Raw genomic sequence first — 18,645 nt, 5'->3', positions numbered from 1 at the left:
CGGAAGACCGTAAGATTCTCTGCCGTGAAGTCTCCAGCATCGTTCAAGAAGGCCGCCGCGTGGGCCCTGCCGTACTGGACCAGAGGCCAGGCAGGCCGCGAGACGCCGCAAGACCTGTTCAGGGTGCTCTATTTCGGCTGGCTGCTGGCGCTCACGCTCAAGCTGCTCGGCTCCGCCTGGGACGTCTCGTGGCACTTCAAGTGGCTGCGCGACGACCTGGCGCCGCCCCACCTGCTCAACTCCGCCGGCACGGCGCTCGCCGTCGCCCTGACCCTCATCCACGGCTACACCGGCTACGGCGTGGACAAGGCGGCGCTCAGGCTCATCCAGTGGGGCACCGGGATCTTCCTCGTCGCGGTGCCGCTCGACCTGATCAACCACCGCGTCAACGGGCTCGACATCACCTCGTGGAGCCCGTCGCACATCATGCTCTACGTTGGAACGTTCTTCATGATCGCGGGCGTCGTCCGCGGCTGGTTCATGGGCGCACCGCCGGGCCGCGAGCGGACGGTCGTGCTGGGCGCGCTCCTGGCGTTCTTCCTGGAGAACGTGCACTTCCCCGAGCAGCACCAGGAGTACGGCATCCTGTCCCTCGGCGCCTGGGACAACAACGCCACCTACGCCGAGCAGATCCTGCTCCAGTTCGCGGCCGACCAGATGGACCGGCCGGTGGACCGGACGATGATGGCCGGGTTCACGCTGCCGGTGCCTGACTACCTCTACCCGGTCTACGCGGTGGTGGCCGGGCTGTCGGTGCTGGTGGCGGCCAGGATGCTGATCGGCCGGTTCGGCGCGGCCACCCTCGTCGCCGCCGGTTACGTGGGGTTCAGGACGCTGATCTGGCCGCTGCTGACCTTCACCGGGTTCCCGCCGTCCGCGGTGCCGTTCTTCCTGGTCGTGGCCGGGGTGCTGGTGGACGTGGCGTTCCTGGTACGGATGCCCGCCGCCCGGGCGGTGCTCGGCGCGGTCGTCGTGACGGCCGCCGCCTATGGCGCGCTGGTGGTGCAGAGCGCGGTGATGGGGCCGGTGTACGGCGCGCTCAAGGGGCAGGAAGGGTTGCTGGGGGCGCCCCCGCCGGCCACGTCGTCGGCGGTGTGGGCCGGGATGGGGCTGCTCGTCGTCTGGCTGGCCATCGAATGGATCGCCGCCCGCCGCGGCCTCCGGCCGGTCACCTCCCCACCCCCACACGTGGCCGCCCCGGCCACAACCTAGAAACGCCCCTCACCACCCGACCGCGCCGCCCACCCGACCGCGCCGCCCACCCGGCCGGTTGCTGTCCCGGGTGGTTGGCGTCCGGCCGGCCGGCGTACGGCCGGGACCGCACGCTCGGATGGGTCGGCCTCCGGTCCGTCGGCGTCCGGTCGGTCAGTCAGGATGCTCGGTGCACGGGGCGTCCGGGGGGTGCCGGAGGGCATGGAGACCGGCCGGCGCCGGGGGCTGGGGCCGGGGCTGGGCTGGGGCCGGGGTCGGGGCTGTCAGGCTATCGAGGCGCGGGTGATCGCCACCGCGACGCCGTACGCCAGCCCCATCACCCCCACCTCGGCCGCAGCCCAGCCCACCAGCGCGGTGGCCCGCCCCCGGCGTACGGCGGGCAGCAGCCGGAAGCGGATGTGCGCCGCCAGCGGCACCAGCAGCGCCACCAGCGCCGTCTTGACCACGACCAGCAGCCCGTAGTGGCTGGTCACGATCGCGTCCGGCAGCGTCACGCCCGGCGTGAGCGCCATCGTCCCCAGCCCCGTGACCAGGCCGGACAGCCCCACCATGAGCAGGCACACGGTGGCCATCCTGGAGAACTTCGGCAGCACCACGGCCAGCAGGCCACGGTGCGGGGCCACGAACACGGCCGTGGCCACCAGCCCGCCCGTCCACGCCGCGGCCCCCATGACGTGGATCTCCATCGAGATCATGATGGGGTCGTGCCAGACCGAGTTCACCGCGTGGCCGGTCACCGGGATCGGCAGCAGCCCGAACAGCGCCACGATCACCCGCAGCTCGGCCGGCACCTTCTCGCCGAACCGCACCGCCATCAGCCCGATGCCGGCCGCCGCCAGCGCGCATGCCGCGCTGAACAGCAGCCCCTGGCCCGTGCCGACGCTCCCGACGTAACCGGCGATCATCCCGAACGTCGGCACGCTGCCGGGATTGAGCTCGGCGGTCTGGAAGACGATAGTGAGCAGCGCGCAGATCGCCCACGCCCAGGCGGCGATCACGGCCAGCGGGCGGACCCTGATCAGGACCGGCTCGGTACGGTCGGGGGCGTCGAAGCCGAGCAGCTTGGGCAGCAGGCTGAGCCCGACCACGGCCACGGCGGCCAGGTCGAGCAGCACCCGCACGATCGGCAGCCCGATCGACACGACCGGGCCGGGCATCGGGATGCCGGGGACGGACTCCTGGGCGGTGAACGAGCTCGCCGCCACGGCCGCGACGACCGCGCACACGCCGAAAGCGCCCACGACGAGCCGCCCGCCGACGCGCTGCCGGGCGAGGGAAGGAGCGGCGACGCTCACGCCCGCGCCCCCTCGGCCCGGGAGGAGTCATCCTCGCCCTGAGCCGCGGCCGCCGATCTCCCAGCCGTCGACCCCTCGGCCGCCGGTCCTTCGGTCTCCGCGGTCCCGGCCGCAGGCGTCGCGGCCTGGCCCGTCTCGGCCTGGCCCGTCTCGGACTCGGCCGTTCCGGTGCGGGAGCCCGGGGCGGAGCGGCGCAGGGCGACGGCTGTGCCGGCGGCCAGGATCAGCAGTGCTCCCACGACCCACACCACGGCCATCCCGGCCCCGCCGTTGGCCGCCGCCTCGGCGGCCTCCGCGCTGGTGCCGCCGCCGGCCGCCCCCGCCGCCACCCCGGAGGCGTCCGCGGCCAGGCTGAAGCGGATCTTCCCGGTCACCGGGTGCCCGTCGGCCGACAGGATCCGGTAACCCACCACGTAGGACCCCCCGGCCGGCAGTGGCTTCACCTTCACCGACACCCGCTCGGCCGCGACGACGGCGCTCCCGTCGGCCCACGCCGACCCGTCCGCCCCGGTGACGCCCACCGACGCGTACCCCTGGCGCACCGCCTGGTCGAACACCAGCGTCACCCGCTCGGGCGAGGCCGCCAGCGTGGCGCCGTCCTTCGGGTCGCTGCCGATCAGCACGTTGTGCGCCTGAGCCGGGGAGTACGCCACCCCCACCGCGGCGCAGGCGAGCAGCAGGACCGTGAGTAGCCGCCTCACAGATCAGAACCTTCCATCGAACACGTCCAGAACCTGTATATGGTCCCATCCATGGAGGACCTGTTCGGCGGCGCGGCGCCCTACTACGCGAAATACCGGTCAGGACACGGCGATCCGGCGATCGAACACCTGGCCATGACGTTCGGGAGCGACAGCACGGTGCTCGACCTCGGCTGCGGCCCGGGCACCGTGGCCATCCCGCTGGCCCGGCGCGTACGCGAGGTGCTGGCCGTGGACCCCGACGAGGAGATGCTCGCCGAAGGCCGGCGCCAGGCGTCCGATCGGGCGAACATCCGCTGGCTGAAGGGCGACTCGACGAGGCTGCGCGAGCTGCCGGCGTTCGACCACGTCGTGATGGGCAGGTCGTTCCACTGGATGGACCGCCGCGCGGTGCTGGCGGAGCTGGACGAGCTGCTGCCGCCGGACGGCGTCGTGGCGCTCCTCGGCCCGACCCGCGAGGACAGGGAGCAGCCCTGGGAGCCCGCCATGCGACGGGTGCGCGACGAGTTCGGCGTGAACACGTTCACCGCGAGCAACTCCTACCAGGCCACCGGCGAGCACCACGAGGAGGTGCTGGCCACCTCCCCCTTCGGCGACCTGGACGCGGCCCGCTACGTGGAACACCTGACGTACGACCTCGACGCCGTGATCGGCCTGCAGCTGTCCTACTCCTACACCGCGCCCGCCCGCCTCGGCGACCGGGTCCCGGCCTTCGTCGAGGCGGCCAGGCGGGAGCTGCTCGCGCAGAACCCCGCGGGCACGTGGGAGCTGGTGGCGGTCACCGAGGTGCTGACCGCGCGGCGCCCTCCCAGATCCCCATGACCTGCCAGATCCGCCGGGTGAGCGGGTTGATCAGCCCGATCTCGGCGCACAGCTCGCGCGTCTTGCCGACCGAGTCGCGGATCTCCCGCTTGGCGCCCGGATTGCGCAGGTAGACCTCGGCCACCACGTTCGCCGGGATCCTGAAGCGCCGGATCATCGGCCCCGGCGGCGCGAGCATGATGCGCGCCATCACGCCGAGGATGATCGGCGAGGCGATGCCCAGCATGAGGCGGCGGTACGCGGGCATCCGCGGCACCCGGTTGCGCAGGTAGTGCCGGGCGAAGGAGATGTGCCTGGCCTCCTCGGCGATGTGGATGCGCATGATGGTCTCTTCCAGCGGGTGGTGCGCCCGTCCGTCCTTGAGCACCTTGCGCTGCACGTGGTCGATCGGATCCTCGCCGCCCAGCACGAAAATGAAGAACAGCTCGGTCGAGATCAGCGGGATCCAGGGCGCGACCTGCGCGATCACCGACAGCGGCCCGGGCATGCCGCGGATCGGCATGCCGGTACGGTTCACGAACTCCTGGAACATCATCCCGTGATGCCCCTCTTCGATGGTCTCGTGGTAGACGTACCGGAACTCCGGGGACCCGTTCGGCAGCCGGTAGGCGTAGTTGAGCAGCCCGCGCTTGAGCAGGTTCTCGAACTGCAGCCCGATCTTCATGGCGGTGGCCACCCGCCACAGCCCGATCCGCGCGCGCACCTCGGGGGAGCGGCTGCGGTACCACGGATGGCCGCCCAGCTTGTCGACATCGGGCAGCTCCCACCGCGGGTCGACCGGGTCCACGTGGAACTCCGGGTCGTCCCACGGGATGTCGCGGTAGGGCTCCCAGTGCTTGTCCACCGACGCCTTCGAGAGGCGATCGATGACCGCTCGGTACGCGCTCTTGCTCGCGACCTGCTCGTCGCGTTCCCTGGCGGCGGTAGAGCTCGGTGCGGATGTCATCGCGTGCACTCCTCTCCTCGCCCAGTAATTGTACGGAGAATCCAATAGTACTGGGAAGGTGAGGATCACAGCTTTTCCGCGGGCACCCCCAACTCGTACGCCGCCGCCGTACGGATCAGCACGTTCACCCGGCGCCGTGACAACACCTTGGGATGCGTGTGCGTCTGGACCGCCAGCCCGTCGATGAGCGCGAAGAGCCGCCACGTGGTCGCGTCGGGATCGGCGCACTCGAACTCGCCGGACCGCACGCCGTCCTCGATGATCCCGCGCATGAGCGTGCGGCCCCTGGCGTCGATCCGCCGCGACGTCTCCTCCAGCTCCGGGCTGCGCATCGCCTCGGACCAGGCGTCGATCCACAGCCGCCAGCCCTCGGTCGGGATCGCCGGCGAGCAGAGCCTGAGCAGGGTGCGCAGGCGGTCGAGCGGCGTGCCCGTGGACCGCTCGACGTCGGCGAGCGCGTCGAGGTGCAGGCGGGCCGCGTAGCCGAAGGCCTGCGCGAGCAGCCGCTCCTTGGTCTCGAAGTGGTAGAAGAGCAGCGCCTGGCTGACACCGGCGGCCCTGGCGATGTCCAGAGTTCTGGTGTGCCCGAATCCCCGCTCCGCGATCACCTCGCAGGCCGTCTTGAGCAAATCCTCGCGCCGTAATCGGCTGAAACCAGTTGTCACAGCGAGTAACTCTAACTTCTGATCACTATTATTTATAGGACAAACCGGACGCCGGTTGTTCTGGTGGGTGGAGCCCCCATACCGGTCTGGCTCCACTCTTCACCGACAGTCACGTTGATCATGGTAACCAGCGGCGCCGAACGGCTTTCGGTGGGGGTCCCAAGATCCGCCTCACTCATTCCTTACCGGCAGCCGCAGGACGAAACGGGCGCCCTTCTCGGAATCCTCGAGCCGCAGCGTGCCGCCGTGCGCCTCCGCGATCTCGCGGGCGATCGGCAGGCCGAGCCCGGTGCCGCCGGCGTCGCGGTTGCGCGAGGCGTCCAGCCGGGTGAAGCGCCTGAAGACGACCTCGCGCTGCTCCGGGGCGATGCCGGCCCCGTCGTCGAGCACCTCCAGCACGGCCAGGTCGTCCCGCCGCACGGTGACGAGGATGGTGCCCTCGGCGTGCCGCTCGGCGTTGTCCAGCAGGTTCGTCAGCAGGCGGGCCAGCCTGAGCCGGTCGCCCGTGACGACGACCTCGGGCTGCAGCGTGGTCACGATCTGCTTCGACCGCGGCCTGGCGGTCTCGGAGGCGGCCAGCTCGGCCAGGTCGACGGGCTCCAGCCGGCCGGGCTCGCCCGCGTCGAGCCTGGTCAGTGTGAGAAGGTCGGCGACGATGTGCTGCAGTCGCTCGAGGCTGCCCAGCAGCCTGTCGCCGGCCGCGTGCCAGTCGGTCTGCTCGGGGTCGAGCAGGGCCGCCTCCAGTTCGGCGCGCATGGCGGTGATCGGGCTGCGCAGGTCGTGGGAGGCGTCGGAGGCGAACCTGCGCTGCTGCTCCACCGCCTGCTCCAGCCGGGCGAGCGTCTGGTTCGCGGTCTGGGCGAGCGCCCTGATCTCCTCGGCGTTCTCGGGCACGGGCACCCGCAGCGTGCCGTCGCCGGCGGTGATCTCGGCCAGCTTCTCGGTGATCCGGTGTACGGGCGCCAGCGTCCTGGCCACCACCCGCGAGACGCCGAACCAGGTCAGCACCACCACCGCCGCGCAGATCGCGGCCAGCAGGATGACCACGGCGGGGCTGATGTACCAGGGCGGCATGGGGCCGAAGGCGTAGACGATCAAGTCGCCGTCCGGCTCGTACACGCGGAAGGCGATCATGATCTGGCACTCGCCGCCGAACTCCGGCCGGTCGCAGAGGGAGCCGATGCGGTTGGCGTCGGCCGGCTCGGGATTCGCGTAGGTCAGGCGCGGCGAGCTCGCCAGGTTGGGCGTCGAGGACACCACGCGGCCGTTCGCGTCCACGACCTGGAGGCCGTGCAACTCCAAGGAGATCACGCGGGGCAGGTCGTGCTCCTTGATCAGGTGGACCACGCGCAGGGCGGTGCTGACCACCTCTCGGGTCCGGATGTCCACGACCGTGCTGTGCACCGCCCACAGCAGCAGCGTGCCGGTCGCCAGGCAGAGCAGCACCATGGCGGCACTGGCGAACAACGCCAGCCGCGCGCGAATGGACCGGCCCAGCCGTGCGATCACACCCATCCCCCTGGCGATCAGGTGATCACACTAGGTGCATCCGGCTCGAATTTGCGGAGATTCCATGACAAACCACGTTAAAGACCTCCAGAGCAATGCTCTATGCGGGCCGCGGTGGCCTGACTAGAGTAAGTGGTCACTGATGCCGAGGAGTCGATGTGAATCTTGCTGATTACCGGCGTGCGGCCGGGGCCTGGCTGCAGGAGAACGCTCCATCCGACGACTATCCGGAGACGGACGGGATCGCCCACGCCAAGGACTTCATGGCCAAGCTCTACGATGCCGGTTACTCCGGCATCACCTGGCCGGAACGGTGGGGCGGCCAGGGGCTGACCCAGGCGGAGGAGCGCGCCTTCGCCGAGGCGGCCGCCGGCTACACCCTGCCTACCTACGTCTTCTCGATCGGCCTCGGCATGACGGGGCCCACGATCGTCGACCGGGGCACCGACGCGCAGCGGGAGCGGTTCGTCCGGCCGCTGCTGCGTGGCGAGGAGATCTGGTGCCAGCTCTTCTCCGAGCCCGGCGCCGGCAGCGACGTGGCCAGCCTCCAGACCAGGGCCGAACGCGACGGCGACCACTGGATCGTCAACGGCCAGAAGGTGTGGACCTCGGTCGCCCACCACGCCGACTGGGGCCTGCTGCTCACCCGCACCGACGTGGAGGTGCCCAAGCACAAGGGCCTGACCATGTTCGTGGTGGACATGCACCACCCCGGCGTGACGGTCCGCCCGCTGAAGGACATGTCCGGCAGGGCCAACTTCAACGAGATCTTCTTCGACAACGTCACCATCCCCGACGAGCACCGCGTGGGCGAGGTCAACGACGGCTGGAGCGTGGCCGTCACGACGCTGCTGCACGAGCGGCTGTCGATCTCCGCGGGCGTCGGCATGGGCGGGCAGAAGGACAACCCCACCTCGCTGGAGGCGCTGCGCCGGGCCGTCGACACCGCGGATCCGCTGGTCCGCGACCAGCTCGTCGAGCTGCACATCCGCAGCCGCGCGCTGGCCCTGTTCAACCAGCGGCTGGCCCAGGAGACCAAGGCCGGGATCTTCCCCGGCGCGCGGGGCAGCGCCGCCAAGCTGCTGCTGGCCGAGCTGACCCTGTTCCAGGCGGACCTGGCCACCCAGCTCGTCGGGCCGGAGGCCGCGCTGGCCGGCCACCCCCTCGCCCGCGCGATCTCCATGGCCCCCGGCATGGCGCTGGGCGGCGGCACCAACGAGATCATGCGCAACATCGTCGGCGACCGCGTGCTCGGACTGCCGCCGGAGCCGCGGGTGGACAAGACCGTGCCGTTCAAGGACCTGAAGGTGGGGACGCAGGCGTGAAGCTCGTACTCAGCCAGGAACAGCAGGAGCTGCGCGAGACCGTACGCGCCTTCCTGCGCACCGCCTCGCCCCTGCGCAAGGCCCGCGAGGGCTACGACCCGCAGGTGTACTCCCGCCTCAACGGCGAGCTCGGCCTGTCGGGGCTGGTCATCCCCGAGGAGTACGGCGGCGCCGGCGCCGGGATGACCGAGCTGGCGGTCGCGCTGGAGGAGACGGGCGCCGCCCTGCTGCCCGGCCCCTTCCTGGCCACCGCGTTCACCGCGCTCGCGCTGTCCCTCGTGCCCGACAAGGAGCTGTGCACCGGCATCGCCGAGGGCCGCGTGGCGGCCACGATCGACGGCACCGAGGTCTCCCTCGACGGCACGGCCGCGAGCGGCACGCTGGCCCAGGTGTTCTCCGGCATGGACGCCGACGTGCTGGTCGTGCCCGCGCGCGGGGCCGACGGCCTGCTCATGGTGGCGGTCGAGCTGGCCGGGCCGGGCGTCACCAGGACCGCGCTGGAGACGCTCGACCTCACCCGCGGCCAGGCGACGGTGGTGCTGGAGGGCGCTCCCGCGCGGGTGCTGGGGGCGGCGCCGGAGACCGGCGTCTTCGACCGGCTCTGCGTGGCGCTGGCGGCCGAGCAGCTCGGGGTGATGCGGGCGGCGCTGGACGCCATCGTTGCCTACGCCAAGATCCGGGTGGCCTTCGGCCGCTACATCGGCTCCTACCAGGGCGTCAAGCACAAGCTCGCCGACATGCACTGCAAGCTCGAACAGGCCGAGTCCATCGTCCGGTACGCCGCCTGGGCCGCCGACGAGTCCCCTGACGAGCTGCCCGAGGCCGCCGCGCTCGCCCAGGTGTACGTCGGCCGCGCCTGCTTCGAGGTGGCCCGCGACCACTTGTTGTTGCACGGCGGAATCGGCTACACCTGGGAGCACGACGCGCATCTGTTCTACAAGAGGGCCAAGGCGGACGAAGTGCTGCTGGGCCCGCCCCGGATCCACCGTGCCCGACTCGCACAACTGCTGGAGCTCTGAATGGACATCAGCGAGCTGCCGGGTTTCTACGCCATCGCCGCCGCCGATCCCGGCCGCCTCGCCGTGATCGACACCGACGGCACCGAGACGTCGTACGGCGACCTCCTCGCCCGGGTCAACCAGGTGTCGCACGGACTGCGGGCCCGCGGGCTCGGCACCGGTGACGTCGTGGCCGGCGTGCTGCCCAACGGGATCGACGCCCTGGTCATGGTCATGGCGACCGGGCAGATCGGGCTCTACTACGTGCCGATCAACTGGCACCTGACCGCCTCCGAGGTGGCGTACATCCTGGGCGACTGCGACGCCAAGGTCGTCGTCACCGGCCCCGACCACGCCGTGCCCGGAGGGGAGATCGGGACCGACGGCCTGGCGGCGGGACAGCCCTCCGACGCGCCCGGCGACCGTACCTCCGGGGCCGTCATGTGGTACACCTCCGGCACCACCGGCTTCCCCAAGGGCGTGCAGCGCCCGCTGGCCGGCGCCGAGCCGGAGGCGCTCGTGCCGCTCTACACGTGGTTCTTCGGCGAGGTCGTGGACCTCAAGGCGGGCGACGAGGTGCATCTGGTGACCTCGCCGATGTACCACTCGGCGCCGTGCGCCCACGCCCAGTTCGCCCTGCACCTGGGGCACACGGTGGTCATCACGCCCAAGTTCGAGCCGCTGAACATCCTGGAGCTCATCGAGCGGTACCGGGTGTCCAACGCGATGATGGTGCCGACCATGTTCCACCGGATGTTGCAGCTGCCGGAGGAGGTCAGGGGCAAGTACGACGTGTCCAGCCTGCGCCAGGTCATCCACACCGCCGCCGCCTGCCCGGTCGCGGTCAAGCAGCAGATCATGGACTGGTGGGGCCCGGTGCTGTACGAGTACTACGGCTCCACCGAGTCCACGATCGCCTTCTCCGTCAAGCCGCACGACTGGCTGGCCAAGCCGGGCACCGTCGGCCGGCCCGCGCCCACGTTCGAGGCCAAGATCTGCGACGAGAACGGCATGGAGCTGCCCACGGGCGAGCCCGGCATGATCTACGTCAAGTCGGGCATGGGCTCGTTCGAGTACCGCAAGGACCCGGCCAAGACGGCCGCCAGCATGCTGGGGGAGTGGTACACGCCCGGCGACATCGGCTTCCTGGACGCCGACGGCTTCCTGTTCCTGTGCGACCGGCGTACCGACCTGATCGTCTCCGGCGGGGTGAACATCTACCCCGCCGAGATCGAGGCCGCGCTGCTCGAACATCCCGCGGTGGCCGACGTGGCCGTCATCGGGGTGCCCGACGCGGAATGGGGCCACAACGTGGTCGCGCTCGTGCAGCCCGCCGAGGGGTACCCGCCCGGCCCCGAGCTGACCGCCGAGCTGCTGGAGCACTGCGGGCCGCGCATCGCCCGGTTCAAGCAGCCCAAGGTGATCGAATATCGCGCGGTGCTGCCCCGTACCCCCACGGGCAAGTTGTCGCGCTCGAAGGTGCGCGAGGACTATTTGGCGGAGGCGGGGAACACCAGCTCCTCGCTGTAACGGTCGCCGTCACCCAGGTAGAAGCGGGTGGACAGGGTGCGGTCGGCGGTGTCGAAGACCGTGGTCCACAGCGTGCGGAACGGCACGGCCGGATCCTCGGCCGGCCGGACCGCCCGCAGGCTGTCGCGCAGCTCCCGCGGTGACAGGGTGGCGCCCTTGCTGCGCTCGTACAGCGAGCGCAGCCGGGCGAAGGACTCGAAGCTCGACTCGCTGTCCCGGGGCAGGTCCATCGGGTCGGGGTGGCGGTGCAGCAGGTGGTTGGTGACGCAGAGCGGGCCGTCGCCGAACTCGATGATGTGCTCGCTGCCGTCCCTGCCCCGCTCCCACACGAACGCCTGCCCGTGCGCGTCGGCGATCAGGTAGTGCAGGGGCGTGCCGTAGTCGTAGTGCTTGGCGCCCAGCAGCGCCTGCTTGGCCTGGTCGGCGTTCGCGCAGGTGTCGATGACGAACCTGGGCAGCTGCACGCTGGCCAGGCCCACCTGCGGCGCTATCGGGCCCTCCGGCGGCGCCGCGGTCTCGAAGTCGGCGATCAGCAGCATGACCGCCAGGCCCGCCGAGTTGATGCCGTCCATGCAGCCGTCGAGGTCGTTCATCGTGATCACCGTCGAGGACAGTCCCTCGTCGGGGATCGTCGTGATCACGTACGGCCGGGACGACATGGGCAGCTCGCCGGGCCGGGGCGTGCCGCCCATGATCTCGCTCGCGGTCGTCGGGAAGAAGTCGTAGTTGCGGCCCACCCGGCCGTGGCCGTCGGTGGCGGCCGACGGCGGGACCCACATCGCCGAGCATCCGGAGCCCTCGGGGATGAAGCTCAGGCCGTCGAGGGCCAGCTCGTCCTGGTCCGGGTCGAGGCCGAGGGCCGCCGCGGCGCCGTCCATGCGGGCGTGGTGCTGCGGCCAGTGCCGCTCGAACCAGGAGCGCCGGGCCCGGTTCACGACGGGATCGGCCGGTGCGGGGGCCCAGCCCAGCCGGCGGGCCTCCTCGGTGAGCGTCCGGCCGATCTCGACCTGGCTGCCGGTGAGCGTCAGGTGGGTGACGAGCTGGAAGTCGTCCTTGCTCCCCGCCACGTGCGTCATGTTCTTCATGTCCCCGAGCCTGCCCGGGCGCGCTGACCGGCGCCTTACCGGCCGCTGACCGCCCGCCGGTAGCGCTCTGACAGCCGCAGTACGTGCTCGGCCAGCTCCGGCGGGTCGAGTACCTCGAAGTCCACGCCGATGAAGCCGATCCACACCGCAATCCCGTTCAGGTCGTCGCCGCCCAGCTTGAGCAGGCACGTGGCCTCGTCCACCGGCTCGATCTCCAGGCCCAGCGGCAGCGCCCGGACCCGCTCGGCGGAGGCGTGCAGCAGCACCGTGGCCCGGTGGCGCCACATCGCCGTGTTGACGCCCTGCTCCACGTACGCCGCCACGTCGCCGTCCCCCGGCAGCTCGCGCGGGGTGAACCGGGGGCCGGACGGCGTGCGCGGGCTGACCCGGTCGACCCGGAACGTGCGCCAGTCCTGCCGGTCGACGTCGTAGCCGACCAGGTACCAGCGTCCGTGCCGGTGCACCAGGCGGTGCGGCTCGACGTTCCGCACGGTGGACCCGCCCTCGTGGCCGGTGTAGTCGAAGCGCAGGCGCTCGTGGTCGCGGGCGGCGTTCGCGATCGTGGTCAGCACGTCCGGCGCGACGGCGGGCGCGTTGCCGGGGATCTGGACCGTGTACGTGTTGAGCGCGTTCACCCGCCGCCGCAGCCGGGACGGGAGCACCTGCTCCAGCTTGGCCAGCGCCCGTACGGAGGTCTCCTCGATGCCCTCGACGCCGCCCCCGGCCGCGCGGCCGAGCCCGACCGCGACCGCCACGGCCTCCTCGTCGTCGAGCAGCAAGGGCGGCAGCGCGGCCCCCGCACCCAGCCGGTAGCCGCCCGCCACGCCCGGTGTGGCGTGCACCGGGTAGCCGAGCGAGCGCAGGCGCTCGACGTCGTTGCGGATCGTCCGGGTCGAGACGCCGAGCCGGGCGGACAGCTCGGGTCCCGACCAGTCCCGGTGCGCTTGGAGGAGAGACAGGAGCTTCAGCAGGCGAGCCGAGGTTTCCAGCATGCGCACCAGTGTGCCCGCTAATGCGGCAAGGACGCTTCCGTAATGATGATCAGCTTGCCCAGGAAGTGGCCGTCCTCGCTACGGCGATGGGCGTCGGCCGTACGCTCCAGGGGGAACACCTCGGCTACCGGCACCCGCACACCCGCGGCCGTTCGCCCGTTCTCCGCCGCCGGTTCGCCCAGGGCGGCCGCCACGGGATCGCGCAGCGCCTGCGCCGCGGCGACGGCGCCGACCCCCCTGCCCGTCGAGAACCGTGCCCCGAGCCGGCCCGCCCCGGCCGGGTCCGCGATCGTGACCACCTTCTCCGGGTCGCCGGTGAGCTCGACCGACAGCTCCAGCTCGCCCCTGCCCGAGGCGTCCAGCACCCGGTCCACGGTCTCCGGCAGGCGCTCCTTCAGCCCCTCGCCATAGGTGACGGGGTGCACGCCGAGCCCGCGCAGGAAGGCGTGGTGGCGCTCGCCGGCCGTGCCGACCACCGTGGCGCCGAGCGCGCGGGCCAGTTGCGCGGCGGCCAGGCCCACGCCGCCCGCGGCGGCGTGGATCAGCAGCGTCTGCCCCTCCCGGAGGCCGAGCTCGCGCAGCGTGCGGCTCGCCGTCTCGACGGCGACGGGCAGCGCGGCGGCCTCCTCGTACGTGAGGTCGTCCGGCTTGGGCACCAGCGCGTCCGCCTCGGCGATGGCATGCGTGGCGGCCGCGCCCTGCGCCACCTGGCCGAACACGGGGTCGCCCAGCCGCCACCCGGTCACCCCGGGGCCGAGCGCGTCGATCGTCCCGGCCAGCTCGATGCCCGTGCCCTGGGGGCCCTCGATCGGCGGGCTGAGGAAGCCCGTGCGCAGTTTCCGGTCGATGGGGTTCACGCCCGCCGCCCTGACCGCCACCCGTACCTGGCCGGGGCCCGGCTGGGGGAGCGGGACCTCGTCCAGCTCCAGCACCTCGGGGCCGCCGTGCCTGCGGTAGCGGACGGCCTGGGCGGTGACCAGCAGGAGGGCCTTGCCGACCAGCTCCCGGGCCTCCAGCGCGGCGTGCGCCTCGCTCGCCCGCTCCAGGGGCACGGCCAGGCCGACAGCGGCGGTCAGCCTGCCGGCCGCGACCTCCCGCAGGGTCAGCTCGGCCAGCCGCCGGAACTCGGCGGGAGCGAACTGCACCTGTTCCATGCCGACCAGCCGCACCTCGCGCCGCTCGGCCATCGCCGGGTCGACCAGGGCGGTCGAGCCGCTCGGAACGCCGTAGGCGAGGAACCTCCCGCCGCGCCCGAGCAGCTCGAACGCGGTCCCGCCGACCTCACCACCGACCCCGTCGAACACCACGTCGAACCGCCCCGAACCCGGCTCAGGAGCCGGTCCGTCCGCGGCCCCCGTGCTCAGATCCGGGTAGTCGGCGGCCTCCACCGCGCCCGCCTCCAGGGCCGCCGCGCGCTTGGCCGGGCCGTGCGCCGCGGCCGTCACGCGGGCACCGGCCGCGGCCGCCAGCCGTACGATCGCCAGCCCCAGCGCCCCACCGGCCCCGGTGACCAGCACTCTCGCCCCGGGCTCCAGCCCGGCCGCCTCCACCAGGCTCAGCGCGGCCGGCCCCACCTGGATCAGCGCCGCCGCCCGCCACAACGGCACCCCATCGGGCACCCCGACGACCGTCTCGGCACTCGCCACCACCCGCTCGGCGTACCCGCCACCGGGGACCTGCGCGGCGACCCGCCGGCCCACCCACCCCGCGTCCACCCCGTCGCCCACGGACAACACGTGCCCGGCCACCCCGGTGCCCGGCACGAAGGGCGGCTCGGCGGGGAACCACTCGCGCCCCCACCCGCCGCGCAACTGCGCGTCGATGGACATGACGTCCGCCACCGACACGCCGATCACCAGCTGACCCGGCCCCGCGACGGGATCCGGTGCCTGACCGGCCACGAGCACCTCGGGGCCGCCGAACTTCGTTACCTCGACCACGTTCATGGCGCCGAGTCTGGTACCTCAAGTTCGATTGAGGTCAAGTCACTCCAGGTCGTACGCCGTCTCGTGGCGCGGTTCGTACAGGCAGAGCCGCCCGCCGCCCGGCAGGTTGATCGCCGTGACCCGCCCCCAGCTCACCTCGCTGGCCGGCGCGGCGAACTCGACGCCCCTGGCCCCCAGCTCGGCCATCGTCTGGTCCAGGTCGTCGCACATGAGGTAGAGCTCGTGGATGTCGGCGCCGTCCGTGGGATGGACGGCCACCTCGGCGGGAGGCAGCTTGAAGATCAGCCAGCCACCTCCCGCGTCGACGTGCGGGTAGCCGAGAACGTCACGGATGAACGCCCGGTCGGCGTCCGCGTCCCGGCTGTAGATGATCAGATGAGCGCCGTTGATCATCTGTACATCATCCGCCGAACAGCCTTTGTGCCTGCTGAATGAGCACGATCACGGTCAGCGTGCCGAAGAACGCCACCGACCAGATCAGCGCCCCCAGCCGGTAGGAGCGGACCTTGATGCCCTCGGGCAGCGCCCGCCGGTTGAGGATGATCAGCAGGATCGAGTACACGAACATCATCACGGCCGCGAAGCACGCCGAGAACACCAGCAGGATGAGCGGCTGGTCGAGGCCCGCCAGCAGGATCCCGGTCCCGATCAGCGCCATCGCCCAGACCACGAAGAAGTAGACCCGGTTGACGGAGACGGACTTGTCGCGCAGGTAGACCGTCTTGATCGTGTCGGAGGCCAGCCGCGAGGTGTAGTCGACGATGCCCATGGCCGAGGCGAACAGGGCCAGCGCCCCGATCACCCAGAACAGCAGCCCGAACCACGTGCCGACCGTCTCCTGCAGCACCTGGCCCTCGACCTCGAGGAAGGCGATGCTGTTCTCCAGCCCCGACCGGCCGAAGACCGTGGAGTAGGCCAGCATCGACATGAGCGCGATCGTCACGAACGACACCATGGCGAACGTCCACGCCTGCTCGACGTTCGCGAAGCGCCACCACTGCTTCCAGCGCGCCAGGTTCTCCTTCGTCGGCGCGAACTGGTAGCCGGTCGAGGACACCGCTTCCTCGTGGCCGGTGACCGGGCTGACCAGGCGCGGCACGTACAGGCCCATGCCGAAGCCCTTGTCGCGGATCCAGTTGCTCTGACAGAGGTTCTGGCCGCCGCCCGCGCCGGCGTACGCGATGGCGCCCATCAGCACCGCGAAGTCCAGCGGCGGCACCGGGAACCGGGCGCCGACGGTCAGGCCCTTGCCCAGCTCCAGCCAGCTCTCGGCGCTGATGGCGACCAGGACCGCGACCACGGCCAGCGTCGCGACCAGGGCGATCTTCACGAAGATCACCTTTTCCAGCATGGTGTAGATCACGGGCGCCAGCGTCAGCCCCAGCGCGATCATGATCAGCATCGCGATCGCGATCCACCGCACGGAGCCCTGGCCGGTGCCCGTCAGGTACGTGACCATGGTCGCGGACGTGGTCACCCAGCCCGGCCAGAGGTTGGAGGCCAGCGTCATCAGCACGAAGACCAGGCCCCAGTGCTTCCACATCCGGCTGAACCCGGTGAGCGCCGTCTCGCCGGTGGCCAGCGTGTAGCGCTCGATCTCCATGTTCAGGAACCACTGGGTGATGATGCCGATCGCGGCACCCCAGATGAAGATGAGGCCGACCTGTGAGGCGATGTACGGCCAGAGGATGAACTCGCCCGACGCCAGCCCCACACCGGCACCGACAAGGCCGGGGCCGATGATGCGCCAGGTCGATCGGGGCGGTTCGGGAAGGTCGCGGACGGCGACGGGGGGTAGGACGCGCGAAGGAACGGTGGGGGTGAACTCCGCCATGCGGATCTCCCTTGTTCGACTTACCTATCCGTCACATTACAGAGACCCGAAACGCTAGTGGAATAGCTAGTTGATCGACACCACGTATTCTCCGCGATCGGTGAATCCGACCACGCGCCCACCGGCCTCCATCGCCCCGCCGAGCACCTCCCGGACGGCCATCCGCCACGCCTTCGCCGCCCCCGGATCCGCCCGCCGCAGCCTCTCGACATCGTGCGGCGTCCCCACCAGGACCCGCGCCCCCGGCTCTCCGTTCACCGCACTCCCCGGACCGGCCCCACCGACGAGCACCGGCCCGCCGTCCTCCCCTTCCTCCAGCACAGGCCGCGCCGCCCCCACGTCCGGGCAACCCTCTCCACGCCCCTCCCCTATGTGCCACACCGCCAGCAACCGATCGGACGCGTCCCCCTCATTGATCGCATCCGCCATGACGCCGTAGAAATCCGTCAAGTACGCCTCCGGTCGGGCGCCCAGCTTGACCAGGTTGAACCGGGCATTACGCCGTACGAGCGGATCGAAGGTCCAGGTGATCTTCTCCAGCCCCCGCTCCAGGCACCAGTCCCGCTGGTGGAGCTTCAGCGCGTACCCCACCCCCTGCCCGGCGACGGCCCCGGTCACGTGCGAGTGCAACGCCCGCTCCCTGGCCAGGAACCCGACGGACGCCCCCACCATCGTCTCCCCGGAGAACGCCCCCGCGACGTAGTTGCCCGTGCGCGCGAACCCGACCATCAACTCCAGCGTCACCGGCACATTCGTCGGCTGCGGATGCCAGATCTCGTCGAAGAGCCGGTAGACCTGCTCGAACTCGCCGATCTCGCGCAACTCCCTGATCACCACACCGGCCACGGCCGCCGCCTCATCCTGACTGCTCATCCCCCCATTTACGCACGCCCCTCCGCCCCGGCACGACAGGCCCGGCGACCACTCCAGGTCCATGACCTGCGCGGACAGCTCTCTGTAGCCACCCGAGCACCCCGAGCTGACCGCAGCACCAGTAGTCACATGGACATCACCGACTGTAGTCATGGTGGGTGCGTCGTCCCAGGCCCGGGACGTCCGTTGACCAGGGAGGATCCCCATGACGCTCCTGCTGACCGCCGCCCGCAGGCTGGCCGCGCTCGGACTGTGCGCGGCCGCGACCCTCGCCATGCCGTTCACGGCGCTCCCCGCCGGCGCCGCCACGGGAGCCGAGCTCTTCATCACCGTCACTCCCATCGCCGACGGGGCGTACTCGATGCGTCTGACCTGCGACCCGGACGGCGGCTTGCATCCACGCCCGGAGGCGGCCTGCGCCGTCCTGCGTGACGTGGACGGCCACATGGACGCGCTGAACGTCGATCCCGGGCCCTGCCCGCTCCACATCGATCCGGTGCGGGTGGAGGTGGCCGGATACTGGTACGACATGCCGGTGTCGTACCGGGCGGAGTTCCCGAACCGATGCGTGATGGAGCGAAAGCTCGGTCCGCTCGTCTGAAGCACCCCCGCCTGTCCGCGCGCCACACCGCGGACAGGCCTTCCCGGAGGCCGGCCCGCACCGCCCGGCGCCGTGCGCGGAAGCTCGTCCAGGCACCGGGAAGCCGAGCGCAACGCCGCTGACCTCCATGAGTAGGCCCTGGTCACGGTGGATCAGCAGAAGACGGTGCCCGTGGCCTCAGGCGGGGGGGCGCAGCTCGCGGGGCAGAACTTGGCTTCGGGGTGGCGCGCGGAGGGCTTGTCCAGGAGGGGCTGTCGTCGCGATTTGAGGTGCTGGTCGAGGAAGGCGGCCACGTAGGTGCGGGTGAGTTC

The 18,645-nt window shown here is 71.3% G+C and carries 17 protein-coding genes and 1 pseudogene; 6 read left to right on the top strand and 12 right to left on the bottom strand.

All coding sequences use genetic code 11. The features are described from left to right. The first annotated feature begins 24 nt into the window (after positions 1–24). Positions 25–1,212, top strand: coding sequence for a hypothetical protein (locus AB0J69_RS32810; protein ID WP_364125186.1), 1,188 nt, complete (start codon positions 25–27; stop codon positions 1,210–1,212). A 263-nt stretch (positions 1,213–1,475) separates the two neighbouring features. On the opposite strand, the gene AB0J69_RS32805 is transcribed toward AB0J69_RS32810, so the two are convergent. Further along, a complete protein-coding gene (locus AB0J69_RS32805) occupies positions 1,476–2,507 on the bottom strand; it encodes a CopD family protein (protein WP_364125183.1) in 1,032 nt (343 codons plus the stop codon). After that, a complete protein-coding gene (locus tag AB0J69_RS32800; RefSeq protein ID WP_364125180.1) occupies positions 2,504–3,208 on the bottom strand; it encodes a copper resistance CopC family protein in 705 nt (234 codons plus the stop codon). Before AB0J69_RS32800 ends, AB0J69_RS32805 begins: the two co-directional genes overlap by 4 nt. A gap of 51 nt (positions 3,209–3,259) precedes the next feature. On the opposite strand from AB0J69_RS32800, the gene AB0J69_RS32795 reads away from it, so the two are divergent. Next, positions 3,260–4,030 (top strand): class I SAM-dependent methyltransferase, encoded by a 771-nt coding sequence (locus tag AB0J69_RS32795; protein WP_364125177.1) that lies wholly within the window; start codon positions 3,260–3,262, stop codon positions 4,028–4,030. On the opposite strand, the gene AB0J69_RS32790 is transcribed toward AB0J69_RS32795, so the two are convergent. From AB0J69_RS32790 to AB0J69_RS32780, 3 genes are all read right to left on the bottom strand, one after another. Next, a complete protein-coding gene (locus AB0J69_RS32790; protein WP_364125174.1) occupies positions 3,987–4,976 on the bottom strand; it encodes a diiron oxygenase in 990 nt (329 codons plus the stop codon). The genes AB0J69_RS32795 and AB0J69_RS32790 overlap by 44 nt on opposite strands. Positions 4,977–5,041: 65 nt before the next feature. Further along, complete coding sequence (locus tag AB0J69_RS32785) at positions 5,042–5,641, bottom strand: TetR family transcriptional regulator C-terminal domain-containing protein (protein ID WP_364125172.1); 600 nt, start codon at positions 5,639–5,641, stop codon at positions 5,042–5,044. A gap of 171 nt (positions 5,642–5,812) precedes the next feature. Then, positions 5,813–7,150, bottom strand: coding sequence for a HAMP domain-containing sensor histidine kinase (locus AB0J69_RS32780; protein ID WP_364125170.1), 1,338 nt, complete (start codon positions 7,148–7,150; stop codon positions 5,813–5,815). A 158-nt stretch (positions 7,151–7,308) separates the two neighbouring features. Between AB0J69_RS32780 and AB0J69_RS32775 the strand changes: the two genes are divergently transcribed. The 3 genes from AB0J69_RS32775 to AB0J69_RS32765 are packed head-to-tail and all read left to right on the top strand — an operon-like array spanning position 7,309 to position 11,003. Beyond that, complete coding sequence (locus AB0J69_RS32775) at positions 7,309–8,475, top strand: acyl-CoA dehydrogenase family protein (RefSeq protein WP_364125167.1); 1,167 nt, start codon at positions 7,309–7,311, stop codon at positions 8,473–8,475. Beyond that, a complete protein-coding gene (locus tag AB0J69_RS32770) occupies positions 8,472–9,494 on the top strand; it encodes an acyl-CoA dehydrogenase family protein (protein WP_364125164.1) in 1,023 nt (340 codons plus the stop codon). Before AB0J69_RS32775 ends, AB0J69_RS32770 begins: the two co-directional genes overlap by 4 nt. After that, positions 9,495–11,003, top strand: coding sequence for an AMP-binding protein (locus AB0J69_RS32765; protein ID WP_364125161.1), 1,509 nt, complete (start codon positions 9,495–9,497; stop codon positions 11,001–11,003). On the opposite strand, the gene AB0J69_RS32760 is transcribed toward AB0J69_RS32765, so the two are convergent. The 7 genes and pseudogenes from AB0J69_RS32760 to AB0J69_RS32730 all read right to left on the bottom strand — a co-directional run bounded on the left by AB0J69_RS32760 (position 10,964) and on the right by AB0J69_RS32730 (position 17,733). Further along, on the bottom strand, positions 10,964–12,088 hold the full coding sequence (locus AB0J69_RS32760; protein ID WP_364125159.1) for a C45 family peptidase: 1,125 nt from the start codon (positions 12,086–12,088) through the stop codon (positions 10,964–10,966). The genes AB0J69_RS32765 and AB0J69_RS32760 overlap by 40 nt on opposite strands. A gap of 35 nt (positions 12,089–12,123) precedes the next feature. After that, positions 12,124–13,080 (bottom strand): YafY family protein, encoded by a 957-nt coding sequence (locus tag AB0J69_RS32755; protein ID WP_364125156.1) that lies wholly within the window; start codon positions 13,078–13,080, stop codon positions 12,124–12,126. A gap of 17 nt (positions 13,081–13,097) precedes the next feature. After that, a complete protein-coding gene (locus AB0J69_RS32750) occupies positions 13,098–14,060 on the bottom strand; it encodes an NADP-dependent oxidoreductase (RefSeq protein WP_364125462.1) in 963 nt (320 codons plus the stop codon). A gap of 15 nt (positions 14,061–14,075) precedes the next feature. Further along, positions 14,076–14,909 (bottom strand): annotated as a pseudogene (locus AB0J69_RS32745) (zinc-binding dehydrogenase); the annotation flags it as partial. Between the two features lie 156 nt (positions 14,910–15,065). After that, entirely contained in the window at positions 15,066–15,419 is a 354-nt protein-coding gene (locus AB0J69_RS32740) for an extradiol dioxygenase (protein WP_364125153.1), read from the bottom strand. A gap of 7 nt (positions 15,420–15,426) precedes the next feature. Continuing rightward, complete coding sequence (locus AB0J69_RS32735) at positions 15,427–16,860, bottom strand: Nramp family divalent metal transporter (RefSeq protein ID WP_364125150.1); 1,434 nt, start codon at positions 16,858–16,860, stop codon at positions 15,427–15,429. A 66-nt stretch (positions 16,861–16,926) separates the two neighbouring features. After that, a complete protein-coding gene (locus AB0J69_RS32730) occupies positions 16,927–17,733 on the bottom strand; it encodes a GNAT family N-acetyltransferase (RefSeq protein ID WP_364125148.1) in 807 nt (268 codons plus the stop codon). Between the two features lie 205 nt (positions 17,734–17,938). Here AB0J69_RS32730 and AB0J69_RS32725 point away from each other — a divergent pair, with 205 nt between their 5' ends. Beyond that, a complete protein-coding gene (locus tag AB0J69_RS32725) occupies positions 17,939–18,334 on the top strand; it encodes an SSI family serine proteinase inhibitor (protein WP_364125145.1) in 396 nt (131 codons plus the stop codon). Positions 18,335–18,645: the final 311 nt, after the last annotated feature.

Origin of the sequence: Nonomuraea sp. NPDC049709, assembly GCF_040674815.1 — a bacterium.
Taxonomy (GTDB): Bacteria; Actinomycetota; Actinomycetes; order Streptosporangiales; family Streptosporangiaceae; genus Nonomuraea.
The sequence above is the reverse complement of the archived record's forward strand: the minus strand, read 5'-3'. Positions and strand labels throughout refer to the sequence as shown.